Annotated in this window: 1 protein-coding gene; it reads right to left on the bottom strand. The window is 72.9% G+C overall.

Annotated elements, in window-relative coordinates; translation table 11 throughout:
- Positions 1-724, bottom strand: a 724-nt coding sequence (locus tag ABD329_RS47915; protein WP_344318308.1) for an acyltransferase domain-containing protein, incomplete at both ends; no start/stop codon positions are given.

The following is a 724-nucleotide window of genomic DNA, read 5'->3' as shown; positions in this document are numbered from 1 at the left end:
CCGCCGCGATCTCCCCCTGCGAATGCCCCACCACCGCCGCGGGCTCCACCCCGAACGAACGCCACAACCGCGCCAGCGACACCATCACCGCGAACAGCACCGGCTGCACCACATCCACCCGCCCCAACGCCACCTCATCACCCAGCACATCCGCCAACGACCAGTCCACGAACGGCGCCAACGCCGCCGCGCACTCCTCCATCGCCTCGGCGAACACCGGCGACGACTCCCACAACTCCGCCGCCATGCCCACCCACTGCGCCCCCTGCCCCGGAAACACCAACACGGGTCGGCCCGTGGCGATCGCCCTCCCCGTGACCACCGCGCCACGGGGCTCCCCGGCCGCGCAGGCGCTCAGGAGTTCGTCCAGTTCATCGCGGTCCGCGGCGACCAGTACCGCGCGGTGCGGAAACATGGTCCGCGTCGTGGCGAGCGAGTGGGACACATCCCCGAGGTCGGCCTCGGGGTGGCGCTTCAGGTGGGCGCGCAACCGCCGCGCCTGCTCCCGGACCCCGGTGTCGTTGCGGGCGGACAGCGGATACGGCAACACCCCGGCGGCGACCGGGTCCCGCCGGAGGGGCTCCGGTTCGGCCTGTTCGAGGATGAGGTGGGCGTTCGTACCGGACACCCCGAAGGAGGAGACGGCGGCGCGGCGGGGACGATCGACCACCGGCCACGCACGCGCCTCGGTCAGCACCCGCACCGACCCCCACTCCACCTTCGA

The organism is Streptomyces javensis (genome assembly GCF_039525925.1).
Classification (GTDB): Bacteria; Actinomycetota; Actinomycetes; order Streptomycetales; family Streptomycetaceae; genus Streptomyces; species Streptomyces asiaticus.
This window is presented reverse-complemented; position numbering and strand designations above follow the sequence as displayed.